This is a genomic window from Devosia sp. A449 (genome assembly GCF_054489375.1).
In genome coordinates, this window is the sequence record NZ_JBTMWU010000010.1 from 92,485 (window position 1) to 115,090 (window position 22,606).

Sequence of the window (22,606 nt, forward strand, 5' to 3'; positions counted from 1 at the left end):
AAATGAGTAGAGTCCGTCCATTGAAGGAGACGGACGATGAAGGCTTCGCGGTTCAGCGAGGAACAGATTATCGGCATGATCAAGAGCAGGAGGCCGGGATGCCGACTGCCGATGTGTGCCGCAAGCATGGTGTCAGCAGCGCCACGTTCTACAAGTACAAGGCCAAGTTCGGCGGCATGGACGTCAGCGAGGCGCGGCGGCTCAAGGTGCTGGAGGATGAGAACGCCCGGCTCAAGAAGCTGTTGGCCGAGGCGATGCTGGACAACGCCATGCTCAAGGATCTCAGCACAAAAAAATGGTAACGCCCGCCGTCAGGCGAGAAGCCGTGGCTTACCTCTGCGAGACCTTCGCGGTGAGCCAGCGTCGGGCGTGTTCCACAATCGGGGCTGATCGAACGTCGGTGCGCTATGTGACCACCCGGCCGGATGATCATGCCGTTCGGGAGCGGCTGCGTGAACTGGCGGCCGTGCGCCGCCGCTTTGGCTATCGCCGGCTGCATGTGCTGCTGGATCGGGAGGGGATCATGCTCAACCACAAGAAGCTGCGGCGGATCTATGCCGAAGAACGGCTGCAGGTTCGTCGTCGCGGTGGCCGCAAGAGAGCCCTGGGAACACGGGCGCCCATGGTTATGCCGTCAGGGCCGAACCAACGTTGGTCCCTGGACTTTGTCAGCGACGCGCTGACCGATGGTCGGCGCTTCCGCATCCTGTGCATTGTCGATGACTATACAAGGGAATGCCTGTGCCTGATCGCTGACACGTCGCTGTCCGGACTGCGGGTGGCGCGGGAGTTGGATCTGCTCATGCTCCAGCGTGGCCGGCCACACACCGTGGTCAGTGACAATGGAACGGAGCTGACCAGCATGGCGATCCTGCGCTGGAGCCAGGATAGGCGGATTGAGTGGCACTACACGGCGCCCGGCAAGCCGACGCAGAACGCGTTCGTGGAGAGCTTCAATGGCCGGTTGAGGGACGAACTGCTCAACGAGACCCTGTTCACCTCATTGACCCACGCCCGGTTTAATTTGGCGGCCTGGAAAGACGATTACAACACCGTCAGGCCACACGGCAGCCTGGGCAATCTGCCGCCGGCCATCTACGCCAAACTCAACGCTCCCGGCATGCAATGGGACGGAGCGCTTGAGCAACTGGGGAGCACCGCGCTCCCTCCCATTGCACCACCGAGCCATAAAAGCTCAAATACCGAAGGGACTCTGCTCTCGGCTGGATGAAACAGTGGGCTCACGTCAGATGGATTCTTCGGTACCGTGTAGCCTCAGCCAGACTTTCCCCGGCCAAAATGGGCAATCAAATTGTTCAGGCCACCAGAACCGCTCTGCATTTGCGGCGACTACCAGCAACCTTTATTTGGGCCGATGAATGTCCGCTATCTGGCTCACCGCCCAGACGCCGTAGCCCCATATCAGCCATGCCGCTTTCTACCCACAGGCGGCCTTCCGGTACGCGAGACATTTGTGCCCACAACATGCTTCTGCATGGGCCGTCCAAAGCGCTTCAAGGTCTGGCATTCCAATCCATCGCGCCAGTGGCAGGTTTCAACCCCATTTTAGTCATCTGTGCTTTGCACCGCATCGCTTGTAAGCTGCCGATCCGCACCTTGGTCCCATCGTTCACTCTCCCGCAGCCATCCGTCAGCAGGATGGGAAGACTGGAAGCTTTCCCGGTACCTTAATGGGCTCAACCCGAGCCGACGCTGAAACGCGGCTCTCATCTGCTGAGGGTTGTCGAAGCCGCAATCGAAAGCGATGGCCTTAATCGGGCGTTCCGTCGCTTCAAGCATGTTGCGCGCCTGATCGATACGGACGCCTTCGACGAAGTCGTGCGGCGTCTGCCCCAGTTCCTTCACGAACAGGCGAGCCACCGTACGTTCACTGGTGCCGGCGATCCGGGCCAAGCGTTCGACGGAAAACGGCTCCGCGAGATGATTGACGACATAGGCCTGAACCTTGCCGATCGGTGATTCTGAGTCGCGTTGCGGCACCAATAACGGGCTGAACTGCGACTGGCCGCCTTGGCGCTGGGCGACGACCACCAACCGCTTGGCGCAGGCAAGAGCCAGCGCCTCGCCATGATCCTCGCTCACCAGCGCAAGCGCGAGGTCGATGCCCGCGGTCACGCCGGCCGACGTCACCAACGCACCGTCACGAGCATGGATGCGGTCGTACTCCACCCGGCAGGCAGGGAAGCTTGCGGCAAGCTGCGCGGCATTCTGCCAATGCGTCGTCGCGACACGACCATCGAGCAGCCCAGCGTGGCCGAGCACGAACGCACCGGTGCAAATCGATCCATAGCGCCCGGCCAGCGTGCCCCAATTCCGCAGCCAGTCCAACATGGCGGCATCCGGCCGGGCCTCTGGCAGTGAAGGTCCGCCTGCCACGAGGGCAATGTCAAAGCGGCGCCCCGCTTGCGCGAAGGCGAGATGGGGGACCACCGACATGCCGTTCGAGGCACGGACGGCATTTGTGTCGGCCGCGAGAAGCAGGCAGTCATATGCCTCGTTGGATGGAAGAAACCCATTCGCTTCGGCGAAGACGTCGAGCGGACCAGCTACGTCTAGCGCCTGCACGCCATCATGGATGATGAGCGCCACTTCCCTCTTGGTCATCAAATCGCCTCCAGTATCGCTTCGGGCAGCTTATCGCACATGGTTGGCGGGTTTTCGATGGCGTGTATGTTTGCTGCCAAACGCCTCGCGGGCGATGAATAGCGCTAGCTTCCTCTCACTGGAGATATGAACATGACCGATCCGCTCCTCTCGAAAGCCAGCATCAATGGCATTTCGGTGCCGGACAGCAAGCTCGGCCGCGCGATCACCGAATTTGTGCGCGATACAGAATCCGATTTGCTGTTCAACCATTCCAGCCGCGTCTATTTCTTCGGCGCGCTTGCCGGGAAGCAGCGCGGCCTCACCGTCAACGCTGAGCTGCTCTATGCGGCAACGATGTTTCACGACATCGGCCTGATGCCGTCACACAGCAGTCCGGATCTGCGCTTCGAGGTGGATGGCGCCAATGCCGCGCGGGATTTTCTACAGAGCCACGGCGTCGATGCCTGCGATATCGAAAAGGTCTGGGCCGGGATCGCGCTGCACACCACACCCGGCGTGCCAGAACACATGCATCCGGTGATTGCGCTGACCACCGCGGGCGTCGAGATGGATGTGCTTGGCCTCACCTATGACGAGTATGACGACACGACGCGCGAGGCCGTTGTCTCGGCCTTCCCGCGCACGCCGCGGTTCAAAGAGGACATCATCCAGGCCTTCTATGACGGCATCAAGCACAAGCCGGACACCACCTTCGGCAACGTTAAGGCCGATGTACTCGCCGACAAGGAGCCACATTTCCACCGCGGCAATTTCTGCTCGGTCATCCGCAATTCGCGCTGGCACGCCTGATCGAGCTGAGAGTTGGGGCAATGCCGAGTATTTCCGAGACGAACACTGTTTCGGCAAACCGCCTGTCAACTTTCCTGGAAGCTGCCGGTCCGGTTTCCACCCAGCCCGAAGTGGCCGGAACCGACCCCATCTTAGCCGTTCGCAGAAATCGTGCCACTTCCCGAAAGCAGCCGCAGGCCATGGAATCGGATAATCGCCATTATGACACCGAGCGACCGGGCACCATGCGGGGATAATCGGTATATCCTTCCGGGCCATCACCGTAGAAGGTTTCCTTGTTCTGCTGATTGAAGGGCAGACCCAGCTTGAGCCGTTCGGCCAAATCGGGCGTGGCGATATAGTCACGCCCGAAGGCCAGAGCATCCGCAAAACCAGCTTCAATGAAGCGGTCGCCGTCCTCTTTGGTCATTAGCTCGTTGGCGATGACAGGCCCGCCAAATCGACGCTTGATTTCGCCTAGAAGGCTGTCGTGACCTTCGATTTCACGCACGAAAATGAAGGCTATCTCCCGCTTTTTCAGCTCGTCAGCAACATAGCCAAAAAGGGCCTTTGGGTTGCTGTCGCCCATGTCATGTTCTTCGCCGCGTGGCCGAAGATGGACGCCCACCCGATCCGCGCCCCAAACCTCGATAACAGCATCAAGAATTTCGAGCAGCAAGCGGGCGCGGTTCTCCACCGATCCACCATGCCGATCAGTGCGGTGATTGGTTTTGTCCTGCAAAAACTGATCGATCAGGTAGCCATTTGCGGCATGCAGCTCGACGCCATCAAAACCAGCCTTCATGGCGTTTTCTGCACCGCGCCGAAAGTCGGCTACAATGCCGGGAATTTCTTCTGTCTCAAGAGCGCGGGGCACCGGATGGGGACGCTTAGGCCGGAGCGATGACACATGCCCGGCTGCGGCAATCGCACTCGGCGCAACAGGCAGTTGGCCTTCGAGCAATTCTGGATCGGAAATTCGGCCTACGTGCCAGAGCTGCGAAAAGATGCGGCCTCCGGCTTCATGTACGGCTGCGGTGACGAGCTTCCATCCTTCTACTTGTGCATCATTCCAAATGCCCGGCGTTCCCCAATAGCCAACCCCTTGCGACGAGGTGGATGTGGCCTCGCTCAAGATCAGGCCGGCGCCTGCCCGTTGCTGGTAATACTCCGCCATCATCGCATTGGGGATACGCTCGACGCCTGCCCGTTTCCGCGTAAGAGGAGCCATGATGATGCGGTTCGGCAGCTCCAAACGGCCAATTTTCAGCGGGTCGAACAGGCGCGACATGCAATTTCTTTCGTTGTTGTGGGTTTAAGGTAAAATAGACAACTAGAGCCAAGAAGGCTATTAGGCACCCGTCGGGGACATAGTGCCCAAAGGGTGACCATCAATGCCTACCATTGTCGGCGATAAACTCGTTTTCGAAGAAACCTGTCTGCCCCGTCGCGTCATGGACCTGTTCACAGGGAAGTGGACCAGTTTGATTTTGCATGCGCTCAACCATTGGCCGGGCGGCAAATGCCGCACTGGCGATCTGCAACGGGCCTTGCCCGGCATTTCTAAGAAAATGCTGATCCAGACTTTGCGGGAAGTCGAGCAGCGCGGCCTTGTGCATCGGCGCGTTTACAACGTGGTGCCGCCCAAGGTGGAATATGAGCTAACGTCCCTTGGCCGTACCTTCGCGCAGCCCATTGAAATGCTCTATCAGTGGGGCGAAGCGAATAAGCCTGCTCTCGATCAGATGGAGCAGCACGCAAAAACGGCAGCAGCTGAGGACAAAACAGAGTCCTGACTTTCCATAGGCTAGTCGGATCACCTCAATTATGGAGCTGTTGGTGTTGATAGCAGCCATCATGGATTTGAATTGGCTTTCTTCGCAGTTGCTATGGTAGTTTTGCAGCATGTACACGCCACCCGCCTTTCGCGAGGAAAACCCCGCAGCCTTGCGCCAGATCATGCGCGAGGCTCGCCTTTCCACGCTTGTCACAGCCACAGCCGAAGGGCTAATGGCCACCCCTTTGCCGCTCATTCTGGATGAAACCGAAGGCGATTACGGCACGCTTTACGGGCATTTTGCAAAGGCCAATCCGCAATGGCAGGCTGCACCCATAGGTGAAGCTCTCGTCATCTTTTCCGGGGTGGACGCGTATATCACCCCATCATGGTACGCAACCAAGCAAGAGCATGGCAAAGTTGTTCCGACATGGAATTATGCCGCCGTCCACACCTACGGCACGCCCGAATTTTTTGACGATGAGACCCGGCTGCGCGAGGCCGTTACGCGCCTTACCGACCTGTATGAGCAGGCCCGTTCCAGGCCATGGGCGGTGACTGACGCGCCAGAGAATTATATTCGCTCGCAACTAAAAGGGATTATTGGCTTCAGGCTCCCGATTACCCGCATAGAGGGCAAGGTGAAGATGAGCCAGAACCGTCCCGAGGCGGACAGGGTCGGCGTCGCCAAGGGGCTGGTCTCCAGCGACAGGGCTGACGAGCGGCAGGTTGCCACCATGATACCGACCCTGAAGCCGTAATTCCGGTCTGTTACCGACCCCATTCCGGTCGTTCGCGTCGATGCTCATCGTTCCTGAAATCAGACTTTGCAGGCGGCTATCGTCATCGTTGATACATTCGCAGAAGTTATGTGCAGAACTGTCGTTTTAAGTGGGATTTTAGCGACACCGAAGCGGCAGACTTCTTCGGCTCCTTAGTGTCATACCAAGCGCTCAGCAAATGCCGCGAGTTGGTCAATCGTGGTGCCCCAGCCTTCGTGAAATCCCAACTCCTCGTGCTTCCGGCTGTCGGCGGGGCTTTTGTGCAGCACACGAGCCGAATACCGGGTGCCCTGACCCTCCGTCTCGAAGGTAATGATCGCGGTCAGCGTTAGCCAAGGCTCGATCGGTCGCCAGCCATCGGCCAAGGCCGTGGTCCACACCATGCGATGTTCGGGCGCGATGTCTAGAAAGCAGCCTTCGACATGCGGCTTAAATTCGCCGCCGCCCTCGCGCATCAGCGTCTCGAAACCGCCGCCCGGCCGCAGATCCAGCTTGACGACCTTGCATTCGATGGGCTCGGGTATCCACCATTTAGAAAGATGCTCAGGCTTGCTCCAGGCCTTCCAGACGGTGGCCGGAGAAGCGTTGATGATACGCGAAATGTTCAACTCGGTGTTTTCAGCCGTCATTTTCGTTCTCTGACATTTGGTTTCGACATAGTTGGCTAGGCGATCCGTTCTGGCCTGCCAAAGCGCACGTTGCTCGGACAGCCATGCCTCAGCGTCAGCCCCGGATTGGTCATGTCGACAAAACTGGCTAAGGGCGGCAGAATCCTGGGTTGAACCGCTTGCGATGCATTCGTCATTTCTCGGTTAGTTCGTCGACAAGAAAGTCGAGGAACGCCCGCACCTTGGAAGTGAGATACAGCCGGGAGGGGTAAATCGCGTAAATGGATGCGTCGACCGTTGACCAGTCTTCTAGCACTGCGCCCAATCTTCCTTGGGCCAGATCATCTTTCACATAGGGATAAGGGATCAGGCTCAGCCCGAAACCAGCGAGCAGAGCGTCACGCACTGCCAGGCTGGAATTAACCTTGTATTGACCGTTGACGGTAATCCGCGCGGAACGATCTGATTTGAAAAACTCCCAAGTATCCGCGTTTCCTAAGGGCGTGAACTGAACGCAATTGTGTCTGGAAAGGTCTTCGGGCGTTTGAGGAACGCCAGAGGCCTCGAAATACGCGGGCGCACCACATAGGACATGGGGCATCGCCATCAGCTTCCTGGCGATGAGACTGGAATCGTCGAGTTTGTTGCTGCCGCGGATAGCAACGTCAAAGCCCTCTTTGACGATATCGACGACGCGGTCCTCCAAATTCAGTTCAAGCGATAGGCCGGGGTGGAGTGTCAGGAACCGTGGAAGCGCAGACGACAGGCATGTTAAAGTTACGGTCATTGGGGCACTGACGCGCAAAATGCCGGTTGGGACTTGCTGCAAGGGACCAAGGGATCGATCGGCCTCTTCGAGGTCATCCAGGATGCGCGACACCTGACTGTAGTAGAGCGTGCCGGCTTCAGTCAGGGCCATTCGCCGTGTTGTGCGGTTGATGAGCCGAACGGCTAAATAAGCTTCCAGCTCCCCGATATTCTTGCTGATCGCTGCCGGAGACAAGCCGACGCGCCGCCCAGCTTCAGCGAAGCTGTTCAGCTCGGCGACATGGCGGAAGACCTTCAATGCGGTCAGATGATCCATGATTGTTTACCCTCAGTAGATAATACCATGTTGATTTCACATATTATCGATCTGTGGTGAAGCCCTTAGGTTTGGGGGGCGGGCAATGACGAGGCAGATCAATCGCTTCTGACGGCCAACCCCCTACATCGGCAACCGAGGGGTGAACGTTGCGGCCGACTAGTATTTAGAAAGACAGTTTCAGCAATGACCAATCCTTTCGTAGAGATGATCGAGCAACGTGTTTCGGTCAGCCTGTTCGACCCGTCGCAAACCGTCTCAACCGAACAGATTGACGAATTGGTTCGGTTGGCGACGCGGGCACCGACCGCGTTCAATCTCCAGAACTGGCGTTTCATTGCAGTTCACACATCAGAGGCCAAGGCGCGGTTGCGTCAGGTTGCAGGAGATCAGCCGAAGATCAGCGAAGCGGCTGTGACCTTCATCATCTGCGGCGTCCTGCCCGACCACGAGACTGTTGCCGATCGCCTGCGGCCATCTGTCGAGGCCGGGTTCATGCCGGAGCAGTTCATCCCAAACTGGACGGACGCCGTTCGTTCCATGTACTCGGAACAGCCGCGTATGCAACGCGATGAAGCGATCCGCACGGCGACATTCGCGGCGTCGACCCTGATGTTTGCGGCGCAAGCTTTCGGTCTCACCTCCGGTGCAATGGTCGGGTTCGATGCTGACGGCGTGAAGGAGGCTTTCGGTCTCGGCGCTGATGAAGTGCCGGTGGTGCTTTTGGCGGTGGGCCGTGCTGCCCCAGGCAACTGGCCGCAAAAACTGCGCCGGCCTGTTTCCGAGGTTCTGGAACTTGCATAGTCCGAGACGGTCCCATCGGGCAGTCGCCAGCGGATAACGTGGCGTTGAACGGAGCTTAGGTATTTGCGGAAGTCACGCGATGGATCGAACACCGCCGAAGACGACAGTCAGTACCTCACCCTCTGGCTCACTCTGCAATTCTAACGCTGGAGGAATCATCATGGTTGATGACAAGAAAGCTTCCCATAGTTTCGACCTACTCGTTACGGCCATTGCGCCTGCCGTGTGGGGCAGCACTTATATCGTAACCACCCAATTTCTCCCGGCGGGCTATCCGATGACGGTTGCCATGCTGCGTGCTCTTCCGGCCGGTCTAATACTGCTTTTGATCGTTCGGCAGTTGCCCACTGGAATTTGGTGGGGTCGGACATTCCTGCTTGGGGCGCTTAACTTCTCAGTCTTCTGGGCGATGCTATTTGTCGCGGCCTATCGTCTGCCAGGTGGTGTTGCCGCGACAGTTGGAGCCGTCCAGCCGCTGATCGTCATTTTTCTGGCGTCCGCCTTTCTGGGGAGTTCGATACGGCCAGTGTCGATTGTGGCCGCAGGTGCGGGCATTGTAGGGGTAGCGCTGCTGGTCCTCACGCCCGGCGCGGCCCTCGATCCGATAGGGATTGCAGCGGCCCTTGTCGGAGCCGTTTCAATGGCATTTGGCACAGTCTTGAGCCGCCGCTGGCAACCGCCGGTTTCGCCGCTCACGTTCACGGCCTGGCAATTGACGGCGGGGGGGATTCTGCTCGTTCCTATTGCGCTTCTGCTTGAACCATCTCTACCAACCCTGACGACGCCAAATGTGCTGGGATTGGCATATCTCGGGCTGATCGGTGCAGCTCTGACTTACATTCTGTGGTTCCGTGGTATTGCGAAGTTGGAGCCGTCGGTTGTCGCCTCGCTTGGTTTCTTTAGCCCTCTGACCGCCGTTGTTTTGGGGTGGATGTTTCTCGACCAGTCGCTGTCGCTGATGCAGCTCATTGGCATGGTCATCGTTGTTGGAAGTGTCTGGCTGGGCCAGCGCGTTCAGCGCCCGCGCTCTCAATAAGGACCGACGGTCCCACGTCGGCGGTCGACGGAACGGCCGCTTACTCCGATGACCATCCGAAAGCGGACGGGCAGAAAACCACCCCATTCCGGCAGTGGTCTCTTCAAGAGCAGACCGGCAGCTTTCGGGACATGCAGATGGACGCCCGAACGGCCGCAATGGGGCGCGTTGCTGCTCGGCGGCTTCCGACCCCATGGCTGACGAAATGCACGGTCCCGAATGGGGGCGTTGGTTTGATGTGCAAGAACACTTGTACAAGGGGAGCAGGGTCGTTGGCAGCGCTATCTCGCTGGTCAGCGTGGTCACTTTGATACCTTTCGTAACCGGACGCCGGTCCCTCCCTCCGCACAACTACCGCACAACTACACCGTGAACAAACGCGGATATACCCAGCTATTCGTGATCGGAGTGTCCCGGATTTCCGGGCTTTTGCTCATCCAGAGGACCGCTCATAACGGTCTGGTTCCAGGTTCGAGTCCTGGTGGGCCCACCAACTCCCCTCATAGTATTAGGATCATTTCGATCTGAGTCGATTTAGCCCCGTCGAACGGGCATCGACCAAAATTCTTGAGTCGATGCGGCCAGGAATAGCGATCCGAGAAGACAGCTCCTGAATCGATATTAGGACCAAATCGGTTGGGTCGATTTGGTCCCATGACGCAGGTAGCGACCGAAATTCTTGAATCGATGCGACCAAAACTGGGGACGCGAATGATCGTCGCGCAATAGCCATGCACTGACAAGGTTCACCCCAAGGCCGATGCAGGCTACCAGTATGGCCTGTGAAAAATTGATGTGTACCGGGCTGTAAAAGCGCAAGAGGCTTTCCCACCCGATCAGCAGAGCGATAAGCGCCAGTATGACCGCACTGGCGAAGGCGGCTAGATCACCCAGCTTTCCCGTGCCGAAGGTAAAGCGCCTATTGTGGGCGTGCTTGCGGGCATAGAGATAGGCCAATGCGCTAATGAGCATCGCGGCGGCGTGGGTTGACATATGCCAACCATCGGCCACTAAAGCCATGGAGCCGTATATCGAACCCGCCACAATCTCGACCACCATCATTGAGGCGGTCAGCGCAATTACGATCCATGTCTGCCTTGCATTGCGGTCATGGTTTTTTCCCAGAAAAATATGTTCATGGGAGGCTGCGAGTGACTGGTCAGTCATTGGTTTGCTTTCAGGGGTATGCGACCGCCAACCTCTATTTGAGGTAAGTGCGAACGACTTCGATCAGATCGGCTGCGCCCTTTGCGCGGTCAGAATCTGGCTCGTGATGGGGGTTCACCACGTGATACACGATATGATCCTCGATCAATTCGACCGTCAGGCCGCTAACGGCACCGCGCACGGACGCGACGAGTTGCAGCACATCGGCGCACCCCAGTTCCGCCTCTAATGCGCGTTCGACAGCTTCAACCTGACCCTTGATCCTTCGGACGCGGGCAAGAGGAGAGCGCAAGTTGGGCGTTTGGCAGGCGGCACTCTTGGAAGGCGGATTATGGCTTCTCCAATGGCCGACTTGGAGGGTGGTTTCCGGGCGGTCTGCATTAGGAACGCAGTGAGCACAAGCGGTCGATATAACCTTGGCCGTACTGGTGCGAAGCGAGATGGCAGCCATTCAGCATCGCCGAATGACCGCCCGATGCCAGGTATGGTCGGCGGCACCCTGCCAATCGCGCGCATTCCCAGGGTTCAGGTAATTGGCTTTCCGCCGATCTCGATCCGGCTAATCTCGCGCAGCGGCGTCGAAAAATCATAGTCGGGCATAGCGCTATTCTCGGCGATTGCCTGCCCCTGCACGACGAGCGCATCTCCCTTGGCCCCGGGCTTAAGGCTGAGCGCGTGCGCTTTGAGATGCACCAACTTGCCGCGCACGAGGCTGTCCCCCTCGCCCCCCTTTGTGCGGATGTCCTGCTCCACGACGATGGTCCCAAACGGCTTTGAGAGTTGCACCCCAATTGCGCCGTCGCCATAGGTCGTGATGCTCTCGAACACGGCATGTTGCAACGAGCCGTCATAGAGATTGAAGCCGCGCGCGCCCATCCCGTGTGTTTGGATGGGTGCCTGAATCTTCAGGGTGTCGATGTCCCCAAAATTGACGAAACCGATGCCGCTGCTGCCGTGTGACGTGACCGCCGCCTGGGCAACCCATGAGTCGATCTTGCCCCAGTTGTCCAGCACCATGTCATTGGGTCCGTAGGTCGTGGTCGGCCCCTGATTGACAATGCTTTGCGCGTGCACACCCGATCCGACAAACACCCCGCCGGTGATGAGGTTGGACGTGCCTTTGGGGATGCCGCCATCCGCATGGACGTCGCCCGTCGTCAGCAGCGTCAGCTCAATAGTGCCGCCCCCCTGGGTCGGAGCGGGGGCCTGGGCTGGGTCGGCATTGACCGGAATAAACCAGCCACCGAAGATAAACACCCCACTTCCACGCAGGGGGTGGTCCTTGCTGCCGCCCGACAGGTTGCGGGCGTCCAGCGTCCAGCGTCCAGCGGCTGCTCTGGTCTTTCGAGGAATTATAGACCGTAAGCCCCCCGATCAGGACCTCCACCCCGAAGCCGGCGGGGCGGTGAGCGGCCATCCGCGCATCCGCGCCTTCGACATGGATGCCATCCAGTTTCAGGGCGCCGCGTTTGGCGCGGCTGGCTTCCAGGTGGACGCGGCCGAGGGTTCTCACATTACTGATCGTCAGGGTGCCGAGATCGTCCGTGTCATCGGCCAGCCCCAGGGCAATCTGGGTTTCATCCGTCACCAGGCGCAGATCGGCAATCTGGTGATTGGCGCTAAGCAGCAGTCCAGGGAGCCCTTCCCTGAAGTGCAGCTCCGCATCGGGACCCACGCCACGCAGGCGGGTTCCAGGGGAAAGCTTCAGGCTGGGCAGGTCGGTGATCCGCCCTTCGATCTCGATATGAGCCGCCTCCTGCTGCACGGCTTCCTGAAGTGAGGCGCAATCTTTCACGAGGATTACGGTACCGGCCATAGCAATCTCCCTGCTCAGCCCTTGGAGATTGAACCATTTCGTCCCGCGAGGATACCGCTCGAACGGGCCCAGCATTCACCGCCAAGGCGGTTTTGGTAAACATCTCGCGATGAATCTGGTTGCCGTCGTGTCCGGCCTTTCACGAGCGCCTTGATAGGAAAGGCATTCTAGGAATGTCCGGAAACAAGGGTTAGTCTCGGCAGCGAGGCGCTTGATTGTTGAGGTCGCGATGCTCAGAACTGAACAGTATGATGCAGTCGTCATCGGCAGTGGCGAGGGCGGCAAATACCTTGCCTGGCACCTCGCGCAATCTGGCCAGAAGGTCGCGGTGATTGAACGACGCTGGATCGGCGGGTCCTGTCCAAACATCAACTGCCTACCCAGTAAAAACGAGATCTGGAGCGCCGGCGTGGCCAGGATCGTCTCCCGCGCCGGAGAATTCGGCGTTACCACCGGCCCCGTTTCGGTAGATATGGCAAAGGTCGTGCAGCGCAAACGCGCCATGGTTGAAAGCCTCGTGGCCTTTCATCTCGAGCGTTACAAGGCAACCGGCGCTGAACTCATCATGGGCAATGCGCGCCTCGTCGCGCCTCAGATGATCGAGGTGGCATTGAACGACGGCGGGACGCGGCGGCTCGCTGCCAAAAAGCTGTTTCTCAATCTTGGAACGCATGCCAGCATTCCGCCTGTTCCGGGTCTGGTGGAGGCCGAACCTCTCACCCATATCGAGGCACTCGACCTAGACCGGCTGCCGGATCACCTGATCGTCCTTGGCGGCGGCTATGTCGGGCTCGAACTGGCCCAGGCCTATCGGCGTTTCGGCAGCCGCGTCACTGTCATCGACCATGGCTCCCGGCTGCTGCGGCGTGAAGACCCCGACGTGTCACAAGAAGTGCAGCGCATCTTAGAAGCGGATGACGTCGAGGTGCTGCTGTCCGCCACTGTGGAGCGGGTGGAGGGGCGATCCGGCGAGCACATTCGCGCCGACATTCGTACGCCCGATGGAGCGATAACAATCGAGGGCACTGATCTGCTGGTGGCGGCCGGTCGCACGCCCAATACGCGCGGCATCGGCCTCGAAGACGCTGGCGTCGCGTTGACGGATCGCGGTTATGTCCAGGTTAACGATCGCCTGGAGTCGACGGCTCCCAACATCTGGGCGATCGGAGAGTGCGCGGGAAGTCCACAGTTCACCCACGCATCGCTCGACGATTTTCGTGTCATCCGGGACAATCTGGCCGGTGGCAACAGAACGACTGCCGGGCGAATGGTGCCGTATTGCATGTTCATCGACCCGCCGCTGGCCCGTATCGGCCTGAGCGAGGCAGAAGCACGAGCCAGCGGGATCGACGTCCGCGTGGCAAAATTACCGATGAAGGCGGTGTTGCGGACGCGCACGACGGGGGAGACCGCTGGCTTCATGAAGGCGCTGGTCAACGACGACGACCAAATCCTCGGTTTCACCATGATCGGTTCCGACGCTGGTGAAGTCATGGCCGTAGTGCAGGCCGCTATGCTCGGGCAACTGCCCTATGGCGAATTGCGCGACGCCATTCTCGCTCACCCGACGATGGCTGAGGGCCTGAACGCGCTGTTTGGCAATGTGCTGGCCAGCAGCCGGCGATAGATTCCACAGTCAATCAGAAGGTGGGTCAGTGGCTGCCCAAAAGCAGACTTGATGAGCGTCACCCTGTTAGCTGCCTGAAGCCCTCAAGAGCGCGCAGCCGTTGTGAGAGCAACCTGATATGCCGTTTCTGCCCACTGACGAAGCTTTTCCTCGTCCTCAGTTACGTCCGGGGGGACTTCGGCATAGGACTTCAGTGCCTGCGACTTGCCACCGTGGTCGGTGTAGCGCAGTTTGTCGGAATCCGCCTCGTCGTACTCCTGCACCGATTGTTCGTCGGTCTTGAAGTAGAGGGCGCCCTTCCAGATCATGCCGAAAACCAGGTCGTTGCGGCGCAGCGCGATCGCGCCGAAGAGAGGCTTTCGCGTCACTTCGGCCCATCCGGTGAGAGCTGCAATGTACTGATCTGCCATTTCTGAGGCTTTGGACTTCGTCGCCATTTATGTCTCCGTTCGAGGTTAAGGAGGTCAGGTCCGCTCGATGCCTGCAAAGGTACGCAGAACTTCGGCTGCATGGGCCGTGATGTCGATGGAACAGCTTCGAGAGAAGAGCGTGCCCCACGCAGCGTACGCCGAAACCCTCGGAATGGTGTTGTCTAATCACCCAATCAGTCAGCCGTCGGAACGGCCAGCTTCGTTGCTTGTGATGTGTCGATAGATTGTATTTTTATCGACACGACAGAGCCACATGTCGATACCGGCGACATATCCACCGGGCGTCGCCGCGCATTCGGACAAGCGGTTCGACGCAGAGGACCGTCTCATCCCTAAAAGCGTCCTGCTGTCACTGCGATGATTTTGCTATCTGGACCGTTCGATCTAATCGACATTGGCAGCTCGGGGCAGTAGTTGCTCCGCGCTGTCCGCCAGCAGGCGATGTTTGCAATAGCAGGGTGTTGTCGGGTACGTCAGCATCGAGCCTGTGTCTTATGTTGTCGCGTTGCCGGTAGCAGACGCAGGGCCATTGTCGCCCCGCCTCATTTTGCTCGCTTATAGCTTGGTGCTGATCGACCCACCTGTGGCCAACCGCATCAGATCGGTGTCGAAATCGACATCGCCGGCGCTATGTTCGGCCCGCGTGGCGTTGCCGGCGAACTGGTGCTGGTAGCTCTGCCAGGCCGCCTCAGAGATCGCCAAGCCGACGCCACTCAACACGAACTGGCTGAGCTCGACAGCACCGCGATCAATGCGTTTGGCCAACTCGCTCGAACCCCAATCATCGGGGGTCACGAACACCGAGGTCGGCATCGGGATGGCGCGCAGGAACGCAAACAGCGGCCGCATCTGGTCGTCGGTCACCATGGCATGGCGCGCGGTTCCCGCCGTTGCGCCGAGGAGCACCGGCTTGGCTATCAGCAGGTCGCTGTCGATCAAGTCGATGAACGACTTGAACAGCCCGCTGATGCCAGCCTTGTAGACTGGCGTGGCGGCTATGACGGCGTCAGCGCTCGCCAGGCTGTCGATCGCGGCCTGCAGCTTTTCGCTGGGAAAGCCGGCAACCATGGCTTTGGCAATATCGACAGCCAGCGGTGCCAGATCGATTATGCTCAGCGTCGTGACGCGATGTGTCGCAGCGAGCCGGTCAATGGTCTTTTGTGCCATCTGATCGACCAGCATCCGCGTCGAGGACGGATCGCTGACGCCGCCATTGATCGCCACGAGGCGCACTGGAGCGGCATTGTCCTGAGAAAGAGGAGGCATTTCAAATGTCCGTTTCGTGTGGGGCTGGAGATGGCTTCAGCATGCATTGGCAGAGATCGCGCAGGGCGATCAGTTGCGCCGGGGTAAGCCGCGACGCCATCACGTCGGCAACATGGCGTCCGTGCCGCGCGCCGACCCGACGCTGCAGGTGAGTTCCCTCGATCGAGAGCCGCAGGACGCTGGCCCTCGCGTCTTGCGGGTCAGGCTGACGTTCGATCAGGCCACGTTTTTCTAGGCGAGCCACCAGGCGGGAGAGCCCCGCCTGGCTGAGCAGGACGTCGGCTGTCAGCTCCGACATCCGAACGCCGGTCTTGGCCGTCGATAGCGCATAAAGCACGCCATATTCGCTCGGCGCCAGATCGCCCCAAGCTTCGCTTTCGGCGAGGTCTTGAGAGATCGTCATTTGGGCGCGGAACAGTGCTTCCCAAGCCTTGTTCGCCAAGGCGGCATCTCCAGCCATGGTTAGCTCACCCGCGCCAGTTGGGCATTGTCGTTGCTGTCCTGATAGGGGCGAGCGCCGGTGAGGTTGTCGCCACGGTTCGGACTCGGCGTCGGCTGGCGGGGTGCGGTCTCGCCATACTTGGCTTTCACCAGGCTGGCATGGGTCGGTGCGTCGGCAGCGCCAGCCGAACGGCGCGACGCCATTTCACGGCGCAGTACCGGCACGACTTCGGTGCCCAGCAATTCAACCTGTTCAAGTGCTAGCTCAACCGGCAAGCCCATGGCATCAATGTTCCATAGTTGGCGCTGATAGTCGCCAAAACCCGCCTGGAACGTCAGGGTACGGTCGATGATTTCCTGCGGACTGCCGACACTAAGCGGCGTATCCCGAGCATATTCTTCCAGAGTGTGGCTTGAGCCGTACAGCGGGTTACCCTCGAAGAACGGCCGGAACTGCGCGTAAGCGTCCTGCGAGTTCTTGGCGATAAAGGCCTGCCCGCCAAGGCCGACGATAGCCTGTTCCTTGGTGCCATGGCCGTAGTGCTCGAAGCGCTGCCGATAGAAATCCACCAAAGGCTTGAAGTGAAAGTTGGGCGCCAGGATGTTGTTGGCAAAGTAGCCATTGCCATAGAACGCGGCCTGCTCGGCGATTTCGGGCGTGCGGATGGCGCCATGCCAGACGAATGGCGGCACGTCATCGAGCGGCCGTGGCGTTGCGGTAAAGCCCTGCAGCGGCGTGCGGAATTTGCCTTCCCAGTTGACCACATCCTCGCGCCACAGCTTGTGCAGCAAATTGTAGTGCTCGAGCGCCAGCGCCACGCCGTCGCGGATTTGCTGTCCGAACCAGGGATAGACCGGTCCCGTGTTGCCGCGACCCAGCATCAGGTCCATGCGGCCGTTCGAGAGATGCTGCAGCATGGCATATTCCTCGGCCATGCGAACGGGGTCGTTGGTGGTGATCAGCGACGTCGACGTACTGAGCAGGATGTTTTCGGTACGCGCCGCGATATGCGCCAGCAGTGTCGTCGGCGCCGACGAAAAGAATGGCGGGTTATGATGCTCGCCGATTGCAAAGACATCGAGCCCCACCTCATCGGCCCGTTTGGCGATGCGGCCGATATCCTGGATGCGCTTGGCTTCGCTCGGCGTTTCGCCGGTATGCACATTGCGCGTGATGTCGCTGACCGAGAAGATTCCGAACTGCATTTTCATAGCCTCCGTGGCAAATCTGAAGCTATATATATGCATGCGCATGCAATTATCAAGTGGCGTTTTCGCTCGCTTGGCGCGATGGGGCGGGAGACCCCTGACACCATGCCGCTTAAGCTTGGACATTGATAAGAAGGCGTTGAACCATGACTTCAGGCATCCACCACATCACAATGATCACCCGCAAGGTGCAGGCCAATGTGGATTTCTATGTCGGTTTTCTCGGCCTTCGTCTGGTCAAACGCACCGGTGGTTTTGAGGATGCCCAGCAGCTCCACCTCATCTATGGCGACAGCGCTGGTTCGCCTGGTTCACTGGTCATTTTTCTCGTTTGGGAAGATGGCGCGCCGGGTCGGGTCGGTCTTGCGCAGGTCGCCGAATTCTCGCTCGCGGTCGCGCAGGACAGCCTTGGCTTCTGGATCAGCCGAGCCTTGGAATTCGGTATTCCGATGGAGGGACCGCAGCGCGAGTTCGGGGAGACATTTCTCCGCTTGAAGGATCCCGATGGCATCGTGGTCAAACTGGTTGGCGCCAGCTTGGAGGGCACTGCGACGCCTGTGGTAACGAGGGGAATATCCAGCGCCGATGCCGTGCGTCGTCTGCATGGGGCGACATTGTTGTCGAGTGTACCCGAAGAAACCATTGCCTTCCTGGAACGCTATTTCGGCTATGCCAAAACGTCTGCCAGCCACACGACCTATCGCATGGTTTCCGAAAGTGGCGACGTAATCGACGTCCGCAATGCGTCAGGCTTTTGGCCGGGCTGGTCTGTTGTTCGGGTCGATGTCGGTGCGCACGGCTCAACGCTGGCAGGCCTCTATCGCGCGGGAGACCAGCATCTGACGGACCGCAGTTCGCGGCCGCATCATTGTCCGTATCGGCTCGCCGCCGAACTGGGAATGGCGCGTTCCAGCGTGGGGCTTGATCCTGCGTCGGTTGGGCCTGAACCGGCTGGATCGGCCTGAGCCCCGTCCGCCCGTGATCCGCGATTGAAAGGCCCGACCGGGCGAGATGAGCCACATCGGTATCAAGAGCCTGGATAGGATCGATGGCGTGGGCTACCGCATCACCGGTCAGCATGCCGCCATCATCGCACCCGTGGCATCGGCTATCCTGCTCGTTGGAGCGTTCGGAGATATCCTTCTACCATTCCTCGCGCGCCTTTTCGGTCTTTGGCGTATGGGCGACCCGCAGGGCACCGGTGACGAGGCCGCCGCCTGGAACCAGTTCAACGATGCCTTCGGCGACGGTTCGGCCGAGATTTCGCAGCGCGGCCCTGCTTTTCGTCATCCATCACCTGCCCCTTTATATGTTTGATAAAGGACAATATCACACAGTAGTCGCGGTTTTACTGAAGACGGAGCAGCAAACCTGCTTTAGGCACTTGGTTCCAGCGTTCAATGCTCATCGTCTAGGAGCCGCCGCGGCGCGAGATTGGTTATAAGCGGGCGGCGCTCTGAATGTCTTGTTCCAAGCGCCTCTCCCCGAAAGTGGCCATTCCGCGGTCGGCCCCTTTCCGCTATTCACCAAGACAGGGGCAACGGCAAGAATGGGGCCGATTGCGGTCTGTCCGCTCTTGGTGAAGCTCCGTGGAAAGCAGCCACTCAAAGACGGGACGGACCTGGCGGCCACTTCCTGCCTGCCTTCCTCCCCCATCTGAGCTGTGGAGAGACGCAGGTTCAGCAGGGAGTTCAAGCTCGGGACTGTCAGGCTGGTCAGGGAGCGGGCGTTTGCAGTGGCGCAGCGGCGACCTGCATGTGAACGTGTTGCGCAAATGGGTACGCGAGCAGTCTGCCGATCCGCAACAGGCCTTGGTCATGGGCAGATGAAGCCCGAGCAAGCCGAGATCCAGAAGCTGCGCCGCGAAGTCGCCAAGGCGGAGCGCGATAACCACGTGTCCACCGAACCGGCAGCAGCTCAACTAGATGTAGTTATAGAGTATCCTCTGAAGTTTCTTCACTGCGTCGGGATCCGTCGCCAAGGTGCTGGTCGGGAAACGCGGCAAGCCTGCGTCAACGCCCACAGCACGCATAAGGGCCTTCATTTCCGCATGCCAGGCCTGGCCGGGCGCGAGCACCGACAGCAGGTCCTTCTTGAACTGGGAGAAGCGCATCATGGTCTGGCGCGCCGCTTCGATATCGCCAGCCCAAACGGTCTCGAATGCGACGGACAGCTGGTGACCTAACGGCATTCCGGCACCGATCTGGCCGCGACCATAGCCTTCAAGCAAAAGATCGAAGGACTGGGGATCCAGAACGTCAGAGAACGCCGCGGTAGTCTTGCCAAGCGCGCGCAATGTCTGGGCGCGGAAGCCCGGGTTCTGGGTGTTGTCCTTGAAGCCCACGACGCCGGGGATTTTCTGCAGCTCTTCGATGCAATCAGGCGGCAGATCAGAACCGGCGGCGCTGGGGACATTGTAGATGAGGATTGGCAGGGGCACGTCCTGGGCAATGCGACTGTAGTAGGAGTAGATTTCCTTGGTAAACAGACGGCGACCGGGAGGCAGAGTGACAAGCACGCCATCTGCACCGGCGGCGGCGGCGTGGCGACCGAGCCGAACGGTTTCGCGTGGGTCGTTGCTGGAGACACCGATGAGCAGGGGTATGGTGTCCGGAACCGCCGAACGGGCGGCATCCATGACCTGCTCACGCTCTTCAGCGGTCTGGGCGTACCATTCCCCCGTCGTGCCATTGACGACGATGCCGTGGGGCTTTTCGTTCACAAACCAACTGACCGTCGACTTCAACAGCGGCAGGTCCAAGTCACCGTTCGCGGTGAACGGGGTGGGGGAAGCAGCGAAATAGCCGCGCCAGTGTTCAGGTGCGATAGCCATGGAATACCTAGATGAAATGAACAAGGTGAGCATGATGGGGGCTCACGGCTGGACCGCCGTGGGCGTTGCCTGATGGGACGGCTAGAGGATCAGGCCGCCGTCGATGCAGATTTCCGCCCCGGTCATGTAAGTGCTTGCGTTGGACAGGAGGAACACGCACGCGTCTGCAACCTCATCCGGCGTACCGATACGCTTCATGGGAAGGCGGTTCAGCCGCGCATCCAGATCGCTGCGCTCTGGAATGCTGAGCATGTCCGTGTCGATGTAGCCTGGATAGAGCGAGTTCACGCGGATCTTGTCGACAGCCAGTGCGGAAGCGGCGGACCTGGTCATGCCGCGGACGGCCCACTTGGTGCCGCAATAGGCGATAGCGTCTGGCACGCCCTTGAGACCTGCCACGGAGGACACGTTCACAATCGAACCTCCGCCGCTTTCACGCATCACCGGTGCGGCCATTTTCATGCCCAGAACAACACCGAGCTGGTTTACCCGGAAGTGCTGTAGAACAAGGTCTGGGGTTGTGTCTTCGAGCATTGCGGGGACGAAAATGCCGGCGTTGTTGACCAGCCCGTCGAGCCTTCCGTAGTGGCGGCAGACCGCCATCGCTTCGGTCCAGCTCACTTCTTCCGCAACATCGAGTTTCTGGAATACAGCGTTTGGGCCCAGGTCATCGGCAAGTGCCTGGCCCTTTGCTTCATCGATGTCGGTGATGATCACGGTTGCGCCAGCGGCGACCAGACGACGAACTTCAGCTTCGCCCTGGCCGTTTGCGGCTCCGGTGATCAGGATTACTTTGCCTTTGAATTCGTCGGACATTCATTGGCCTCCAAATGTGGAAACGTGCTGGAGCACAAGGGAGTTGAATAGCTCGGGCTGTTCCAGATTGCAGATGTGCGAGGCGTTCGGAATGCTCGCGTACTGCGCGCGGCGATCAGCTCGGCGAGTTTCTGACCGCCGACGACCGGGGTTGCTACATCCTCTTCGCCCATGACGACGAGGCTCGGGCGGGTAATGGCTGCGGCTAGTTCAGTGCCATCGAAATTGGCAAGTGCAATGCAGGCGGCGGCGTAGCCACGCGGGTCCATATTGCGCAGCGTGTCCATCTTCTTGCGGACGGCCTCGGGGTCCCGCTGTCGGAATTCCTCGGTGAACCAACGTGATTCCGAAAGGTCGGCGATCCAGTTCATGCCTTCGTCGATAACCTTCTGCGCGCGGGCATAGAGGCCATCGCGGCTGAGAATTGTCAGGCCGGTCGATGCGAGGACAACGCAGTTGATGCGGTTTGCATAACGGGCGGCAAGGCTCTGGCCGATGACGCCGCCAATCGAGAGGCCGCAGTAGCTGAACTTCTCAACGCCAAGGTGATCTGCAACCGCAATCACGTCATCGGCGAGATCGGAAATCGAGATTTCCCTTTCGGGCACAGGGGAGCGACGTGGCCCCGCATGTCCATGATGATGGTATTGCAGCTTGATGACAGCGCTTCGACCTGCGGCTCCCACATGGTGCCGTCTGCGCCGAGCGATGTGCTGGGTGCCAATGGTGCCGGTAAGACGACCACCTTGCGCGCACTGAGCGGCCTACTTCCCGCGGGTGGCCAGATTACCTTTGACGGTCAGTCTCTGGTGGGCAAAAGCGCCAGCGATATTGCGGCAATGGGTGTGGCCCACGTTCCGCAAGGGCGCGGCACATTCTCACGCCTAACCGTCTCTGAAAATCTGCGCCTTGGCGGGATCACTCGGGGCAAGTCGAGCGAAGCAAAGAACGATTTCGAGCGCATCCTCGATTATTTCCCGGTTCTGCGGAAGCGGCTGTGGCAGCAGGCCGGCACCCTGTCCGGTGGTGAGCAACAAATGCTGGCGGTTGGCCGGGCGCTGATGCTGAAGCCACGTATCCTGCTTCTGGACGAGCCATCCTTCGGCCTGGCGCCACTGATCGTGGAAGATCTGTACAGGACTTTCGGGGTCCTCAAGGAAGCGGAAAATCTCTCGATACTGGTCGTCGAGCAGAGCGCCGACAAGGCGCTTCAGATCTCTGACCGAGCGTTTGTCATCGACGCTGGGGAGATTGCGATCTCGGGTGCGGCCGCGGATCTGATGCAAGACGAAAAAATGCGCCGCATTTATCTGGTCTGGCCGCTTGTGGCAGTCAAGGAACGACCGCAACGGACCAAGGCCGACGCTACAGCGCCAATGGCGGGATGGGCCTTCATTCATCAGCCCAAGCTGGATATCAGCTCAGCGCCGGATAATCGGTGTAGCCGGCACTGCCGCCGCCATAAAGCGTGGCGGGGTTCAAGTCGGCCAGGGGCGCACCGTTCTTGAGGCGG

At 59.5% G+C, this 22,606-nt stretch carries 21 protein-coding genes and 5 pseudogenes; 12 read left to right on the plus strand and 14 right to left on the minus strand.

The features are described from left to right. The first annotated feature begins 36 nt into the window (after positions 1-36). A pseudogene (locus ACX3OW_RS20320) lies at positions 37-1,231 on the plus strand (IS3 family transposase). A gap of 335 nt (positions 1,232-1,566) precedes the next feature. Here the strand turns inward: ACX3OW_RS20320 and ACX3OW_RS20325 are convergent. After that, positions 1,567-2,625 (minus strand): GlxA family transcriptional regulator, encoded by a 1,059-nt coding sequence (locus ACX3OW_RS20325; RefSeq protein WP_459097616.1) that lies wholly within the window; start codon positions 2,623-2,625, stop codon positions 1,567-1,569. 132 nt (positions 2,626-2,757) lie between these two features. On the opposite strand from ACX3OW_RS20325, the gene ACX3OW_RS20330 reads away from it, so the two are divergent. Further along, positions 2,758-3,417, plus strand: coding sequence for an HD domain-containing protein (locus ACX3OW_RS20330; protein WP_459097617.1), 660 nt, complete (start codon positions 2,758-2,760; stop codon positions 3,415-3,417). Positions 3,418-3,616: 199 nt separating this feature from the next. Here the strand turns inward: ACX3OW_RS20330 and ACX3OW_RS20335 are convergent, their stop codons facing one another. Next, positions 3,617-4,687 (minus strand): alkene reductase, encoded by a 1,071-nt coding sequence (locus tag ACX3OW_RS20335; RefSeq protein WP_459097618.1) that lies wholly within the window; start codon positions 4,685-4,687, stop codon positions 3,617-3,619. A gap of 103 nt (positions 4,688-4,790) precedes the next feature. Here ACX3OW_RS20335 and ACX3OW_RS20340 point away from each other — a divergent pair, with 103 nt between their 5' ends. Together ACX3OW_RS20340 and ACX3OW_RS20345 are read left to right on the plus strand one after the other, a co-directional pair. Next, entirely contained in the window at positions 4,791-5,192 is a 402-nt protein-coding gene (locus tag ACX3OW_RS20340) for a winged helix-turn-helix transcriptional regulator (RefSeq protein ID WP_459097619.1), read from the plus strand. Between the two features lie 109 nt (positions 5,193-5,301). After that, entirely contained in the window at positions 5,302-5,934 is a 633-nt protein-coding gene (locus ACX3OW_RS20345) for an FMN-binding negative transcriptional regulator (RefSeq protein WP_459097620.1), read from the plus strand. A 179-nt stretch (positions 5,935-6,113) separates the two neighbouring features. Here the strand turns inward: ACX3OW_RS20345 and ACX3OW_RS20350 are convergent, their stop codons facing one another. Next, positions 6,114-6,584 (minus strand): SRPBCC family protein, encoded by a 471-nt coding sequence (locus ACX3OW_RS20350; protein ID WP_459097621.1) that lies wholly within the window; start codon positions 6,582-6,584, stop codon positions 6,114-6,116. Between the two features lie 172 nt (positions 6,585-6,756). Beyond that, entirely contained in the window at positions 6,757-7,647 is an 891-nt protein-coding gene (locus ACX3OW_RS20355; RefSeq protein WP_459097622.1) for a LysR family transcriptional regulator, read from the minus strand. A gap of 186 nt (positions 7,648-7,833) precedes the next feature. Between ACX3OW_RS20355 and ACX3OW_RS20360 the strand changes: the two genes are divergently transcribed. Continuing rightward, the gene (locus tag ACX3OW_RS20360; protein ID WP_459097623.1) at positions 7,834-8,451 is read left to right on the plus strand and encodes a nitroreductase family protein; all 618 of its coding nucleotides are present in this window, start codon (positions 7,834-7,836) and stop codon (positions 8,449-8,451) included. Between the two features lie 160 nt (positions 8,452-8,611). Beyond that, entirely contained in the window at positions 8,612-9,487 is an 876-nt protein-coding gene (locus ACX3OW_RS20365) for an EamA family transporter (protein ID WP_459097624.1), read from the plus strand. Between the two features lie 642 nt (positions 9,488-10,129). Here ACX3OW_RS20365 and dmeF read toward each other — a convergent pair. The 3 genes and pseudogenes from dmeF to ACX3OW_RS20380 all read right to left on the minus strand — a co-directional run. Further along, positions 10,130-10,654: pseudogene (gene dmeF / locus ACX3OW_RS20370) on the minus strand (CDF family Co(II)/Ni(II) efflux transporter DmeF); the annotation flags it as partial. A 34-nt stretch (positions 10,655-10,688) separates the two neighbouring features. Beyond that, complete coding sequence (locus ACX3OW_RS20375; protein WP_459097639.1) at positions 10,689-10,946, minus strand: metal/formaldehyde-sensitive transcriptional repressor; 258 nt, start codon at positions 10,944-10,946, stop codon at positions 10,689-10,691. Positions 10,947-11,179: 233 nt separating this feature from the next. Continuing rightward, positions 11,180-11,911, minus strand: coding sequence for a hypothetical protein (locus tag ACX3OW_RS20380; protein WP_459097625.1), 732 nt, complete (start codon positions 11,909-11,911; stop codon positions 11,180-11,182). A gap of 25 nt (positions 11,912-11,936) precedes the next feature. Here ACX3OW_RS20380 and ACX3OW_RS20385 point away from each other — a divergent pair, with 25 nt between their 5' ends. Next, complete coding sequence (locus tag ACX3OW_RS20385; protein WP_459097626.1) at positions 11,937-12,434, plus strand: hypothetical protein; 498 nt, start codon at positions 11,937-11,939, stop codon at positions 12,432-12,434. Between the two features lie 247 nt (positions 12,435-12,681). After that, positions 12,682-14,097, plus strand: coding sequence for a mercuric reductase (locus ACX3OW_RS20390; RefSeq protein WP_459097627.1), 1,416 nt, complete (start codon positions 12,682-12,684; stop codon positions 14,095-14,097). An 83-nt stretch (positions 14,098-14,180) separates the two neighbouring features. Here the strand turns inward: ACX3OW_RS20390 and ACX3OW_RS20395 are convergent, their stop codons facing one another. The 4 genes from ACX3OW_RS20395 to ACX3OW_RS20410 form a co-directional block, all read right to left on the minus strand. Then, entirely contained in the window at positions 14,181-14,534 is a 354-nt protein-coding gene (locus ACX3OW_RS20395; RefSeq protein ID WP_459097628.1) for a TfoX/Sxy family protein, read from the minus strand. Positions 14,535-15,083: 549 nt separating this feature from the next. Further along, positions 15,084-15,794 carry a CE1759 family FMN reductase gene (locus ACX3OW_RS20400; protein WP_459097629.1) on the minus strand — a complete coding sequence of 237 codons (711 nt, stop codon included), beginning with the start codon at positions 15,792-15,794 and terminating at the stop codon, positions 15,084-15,086. Position 15,795: 1 nt separating this feature from the next. After that, on the minus strand, positions 15,796-16,236 hold the full coding sequence (locus tag ACX3OW_RS20405; RefSeq protein ID WP_459097630.1) for a MarR family winged helix-turn-helix transcriptional regulator: 441 nt from the start codon (positions 16,234-16,236) through the stop codon (positions 15,796-15,798). A gap of 20 nt (positions 16,237-16,256) precedes the next feature. Next, positions 16,257-17,441 (minus strand): CE1758 family FMN-dependent luciferase-like monooxygenase, encoded by a 1,185-nt coding sequence (locus ACX3OW_RS20410; RefSeq protein ID WP_459097631.1) that lies wholly within the window; start codon positions 17,439-17,441, stop codon positions 16,257-16,259. 149 nt (positions 17,442-17,590) lie between these two features. On the opposite strand from ACX3OW_RS20410, the pseudogene ACX3OW_RS20415 reads away from it, so the two are divergent. The 3 genes and pseudogenes from ACX3OW_RS20415 to ACX3OW_RS20425 form a co-directional block, all read left to right on the plus strand. Next, a pseudogene (locus ACX3OW_RS20415) lies at positions 17,591-18,220 on the plus strand (VOC family protein); the annotation flags it as partial. Positions 18,221-18,455: 235 nt separating this feature from the next. Beyond that, entirely contained in the window at positions 18,456-18,761 is a 306-nt protein-coding gene (locus ACX3OW_RS20420; RefSeq protein ID WP_459097632.1) for a hypothetical protein, read from the plus strand. Positions 18,762-19,107: 346 nt separating this feature from the next. Then, positions 19,108-19,332 (plus strand): annotated as a pseudogene (locus ACX3OW_RS20425) (transposase); the annotation flags it as partial. A gap of 33 nt (positions 19,333-19,365) precedes the next feature. Here ACX3OW_RS20425 and ACX3OW_RS20430 read toward each other — a convergent pair. Genes ACX3OW_RS20430 through ACX3OW_RS20440 form a run of 3 tightly spaced genes read right to left on the minus strand, consistent with a single transcriptional unit; the run spans position 19,366 to position 21,779 of the window. Beyond that, the gene (locus ACX3OW_RS20430) at positions 19,366-20,310 is read right to left on the minus strand and encodes a dihydrodipicolinate synthase family protein (RefSeq protein WP_459097633.1); all 945 of its coding nucleotides are present in this window, start codon (positions 20,308-20,310) and stop codon (positions 19,366-19,368) included. Between the two features lie 48 nt (positions 20,311-20,358). Further along, positions 20,359-21,093 carry an SDR family NAD(P)-dependent oxidoreductase gene (locus ACX3OW_RS20435; protein ID WP_459097634.1) on the minus strand — a complete coding sequence of 245 codons (735 nt, stop codon included), beginning with the start codon at positions 21,091-21,093 and terminating at the stop codon, positions 20,359-20,361. After that, entirely contained in the window at positions 21,066-21,779 is a 714-nt protein-coding gene (locus ACX3OW_RS20440) for an alpha/beta fold hydrolase (protein WP_459097635.1), read from the minus strand. The genes ACX3OW_RS20435 and ACX3OW_RS20440 overlap by 28 nt, the downstream gene beginning before the upstream one ends. On the opposite strand from ACX3OW_RS20440, the pseudogene ACX3OW_RS20445 reads away from it, so the two are divergent. Then, a pseudogene (locus tag ACX3OW_RS20445) lies at positions 21,780-22,178 on the plus strand (ABC transporter ATP-binding protein); the annotation flags it as partial. Positions 22,179-22,606: the final 428 nt, after the last annotated feature.